This window comes from Sulfuricurvum sp. RIFOXYD12_FULL_44_77 (genome assembly GCF_001830725.1).
GTDB classification, from domain to species: Bacteria; Campylobacterota; Campylobacteria; order Campylobacterales; family Sulfurimonadaceae; genus Sulfuricurvum; species Sulfuricurvum kujiense_A.
Genome location: NZ_MIBU01000273.1, coordinates 1 through 2,863, shown reverse-complemented (window position 1 = coordinate 2,863; position 2,863 = coordinate 1). Strand labels below are relative to the sequence as shown.

At 42.1% G+C, this 2,863-nt stretch carries 4 protein-coding genes and 1 pseudogene; 2 read left to right on the top strand and 3 right to left on the bottom strand.

All coding sequences use genetic code 11. The features are described 5' to 3' along the window. A partial coding sequence (locus A2517_RS09925; RefSeq protein WP_294896578.1) for a hemerythrin family protein occupies positions 1 to 315 on the top strand: 315 nt, incomplete at its 5' end. Between the two features lie 4 nt (positions 316 to 319). Here the strand turns inward: A2517_RS09925 and A2517_RS09920 are convergent. The 3 genes from A2517_RS09920 to A2517_RS09910 are packed head-to-tail and all read right to left on the bottom strand — an operon-like array spanning position 320 to position 2,245. Continuing rightward, a complete protein-coding gene (locus A2517_RS09920) occupies positions 320 to 850 on the bottom strand; it encodes a hypothetical protein (RefSeq protein ID WP_294896576.1) in 531 nt (176 codons plus the stop codon). After that, the gene (lpxB, locus tag A2517_RS09915; RefSeq protein WP_294896574.1) at positions 843 to 1,892 is read right to left on the bottom strand and encodes a lipid-A-disaccharide synthase; all 1,050 of its coding nucleotides are present in this window, start codon (positions 1,890 to 1,892) and stop codon (positions 843 to 845) included. Before lpxB ends, A2517_RS09920 begins: the two co-directional genes overlap by 8 nt. After that, positions 1,889 to 2,245, bottom strand: coding sequence for a c-type cytochrome (locus tag A2517_RS09910; protein ID WP_294896572.1), 357 nt, complete (start codon positions 2,243 to 2,245; stop codon positions 1,889 to 1,891). Before A2517_RS09910 ends, lpxB begins: the two co-directional genes overlap by 4 nt. A 75-nt stretch (positions 2,246 to 2,320) precedes the next feature. Between A2517_RS09910 and A2517_RS09905 the strand changes: the two are divergent. Next, positions 2,321 to 2,863, top strand: a pseudogene (locus A2517_RS09905) (dihydroorotase); the annotation flags it as partial.

The following is a 2,863-nucleotide window of genomic DNA, read 5'->3' as shown; positions in this document are numbered from 1 at the left end:
GTGTTGTACGACACACTCAAAAATGCGACGGATAGTGAGTTTTTAGAAGCTTTTGATGCGGTTGTTCTTCATACTCAGGGACATTTTGCCGAAGAAGAGGCGGATATGGATAGCGTTGTTTATCCGAACAAAGCCGAACATAAACAAGAGCACCAAAAAGCATTTGATGAGATGAATTATTTCAGAGAGAAAGCTTCAAGCGGCAAACTGATGTTTGCCAAAGCGTATGTGAAGGATCGATTGGGAGATTGGTTTCGTACTCACTTGCTCAATATGGATAGCGATTTGGCTCGGGTAATCACCCTAAGCCGCTAGATATTTATTTTTTCATCTCCACGAGACGATCTAAAATATAAAGCTGCATATTTTTATGCGGTATCTCTTTTTCCAATGCTTCGGAATAAATCTTTGCTACCTCTTTAGCGTGCAAATCATAATCGAAATGGGGAAAATGATTTTCCCATGCCGTTTTGATAATCTTTAATGCGACCGTATCGATCAGATACTCTTTGAAAATGGCGTAGGTAGCAAAAAACATCCCCGTAAAGAGTATCGCCATCAAAATCAAAAGATGACAATCTATTTTTGCTAAAACAGTGTGTAAAAGTGCTGAAGCAGGGAGCAAAATTAGATGCCAAAGGGCGATAAAAACGAGGTAGCTTCTCCCGATACTGAGACGAAATCCGGGAATTTTCCCCTCAAGTTTTAGCCCCTCTTGATACATTTTATTGGTTTTTAAAAGATCCCGAAACAGCATCGGACCATCACTGAGGGCAAAGGTATACGGGATGATTTTATCATTGCTAATGTGACGTATTTTGGTTTTCATCCATGAAAAAATTCTAAGCATTGTTATCCTTGATAAGTGTACTGACACGTTGGGCGCTTCCATGACCCAAAAGTTCACGCAATGAAGCCGCATCGTTAAAAAAAGCGGTTTTATCCATTTGTTGATACGCATTATACAGATTTTGTGCATTGACGGAGTTTTGAATAAACTCAGGATGCAGTTTACGTCCGTATTTATGGGAAAATAAGATATTTCCTAATCCGACGTAATTTAGCTTTACTAAACGTGAAGCAATTGCGTAATCGAGTGATTTGGCGATATAAGCGAGTATAAACGGTGTACCGATCAAAGAGGCTTCAAGTGTTGCTGTTCCGCTGCATATAAAGGCAAAATCAGATTCTGCTAGGCTTTGATGCGCTTCGTGAGTAATCTCAAAGGTGGATATATCGCCGTAGAGTTCTGAAATTTGTTCCGCGGTGAAATGGGGCGGGATAACGATCAAGGCACGCGTTTCTAACATAGAACGGAGCTCTCTAAAAACCGGCATTAGCCGTTTTATCTCTCCTGGGCGGCTCCCGGGCATAAAGGTGATTTTTCCCGTAGGTTCGAGAGATGTTTTTCGGATAGTGATCTCATCGAGAAGGGGATGTCCGACGTATTCGATGGGGGCATCTTTGGAATAATATGAAGGTTCAAACGGGAGGATAGAACAGAGTTTCGTGATCGTTTTTTCTAAAACGGGAATCCGTTTCTTCTTCCATGCCCACGCTTGCGGAAGGATGTAGTAGATGATCTCTTTATCGGGATAGTGTTTACGGATCGCTTTAGCCAAGGGGAGGTTAAACCCTGAGGAATCGATCAGCAGTACTTTATCTGCTGACGCTGAGAGTTCCACCATCTGATCTTTCAATCGGAAGAAAAAAGGGAGCTTTTTAATCGCATCAACAAATCCCATGACCGATGTGGAGCGCAAATCGACAATGCTCTCTCCCAACGTGTTATCAAATATCCCGCTTAAAACGACCTCTTCACCCAGCTCTTTGAGCAGATAGGATAAATGGACATTAGCAGAGTGCTCCAATGCACTGACGAGTAGTTTCATGATCCTCCGTCTCCTCGTGTACTGAAATCAGGTTTGTAATTGCTTTTATTTTCGTTGTATTCGCTTAAAAAGGTGGTCAAGGCATCAATCTCTTTATCGCTAAGTTCCATGGCAAAAGGGATCATTAGCTGGGATTGCTGAGTTGTTCCTTGTTTGGCACGGTAATTTTTTAGTTTTGACATTAAAAACGGTTTGCGTCGATAAGCAAGAGGAGGATAGCGATTTGTTCCGCTTGCCGATACCCCATGACAGCCGTTGCACCCTTTGGAAAAATAGAGATTTTTGCCTGTTTTATACATATCAGGAGCGCCATAGAGGAGTAAAGGGAGTAAAAACACAATGAACTTGAGCACTTTAGAGGTACCTTTAACATTTCTTGGACTAAAATACCGTAATTATACCTACAAAAGAGCAACGGGAGCGTTTATATGATCATTAAGGGCGCAATTATCTGTGATATCAATGGAGAACGTCGTAGCGATGTTCGGATTGAAGAGGGGGTAATTACCCAGATCGGAGAGAATCTTGGCGGTGATGAGATCATCAATGCGGATGGGTGTTATTTAATTCCCGGACTGATCGATACCGATGTACGTCTGAAAGATTCTCAACTCAATCGAACCAATCTTGAAAAACTCTCTCGCCGTGCACTCAGCGGCGGTGTTACAACGGCCGTATTAGCAAGTGACTCGATTCCCCGTATTGATAATGAGATTACACTCGAGTTTGTTCAACAACACCGTAATTCAAATAACGGAGCAACGATCGAGACAGCAGTGAGTGCTTTGAGCGACTCAGGTGCTCTGAGCAATATCGCCATAATGCTAAAAAAAGGGTGTGTAGCGGTTCATACATCGACCATACAAGATTACAATCTGATAAACCGCATCGCACAGTATTTAAAAATGGCGGATAAAGCACTGTTTTATAAAGCTGAAGACAAAAGTCTCTTTGAGAGCGGAGTGATGTCT

What these genes read in the sequence shown, in the direction of transcription:
- A2517_RS09920 (WP_294896576.1), bottom strand. Translation starts at nt 850, where the DNA reads ATGCTTAGAATTTTTTCATGGATGAAAACCAAAATACGTCACATTAGC.
- lpxB (WP_294896574.1), bottom strand. Translation starts at nt 1,892, where the DNA reads ATGAAACTACTCGTCAGTGCATTGGAGCACTCTGCTAATGTCCATTTA.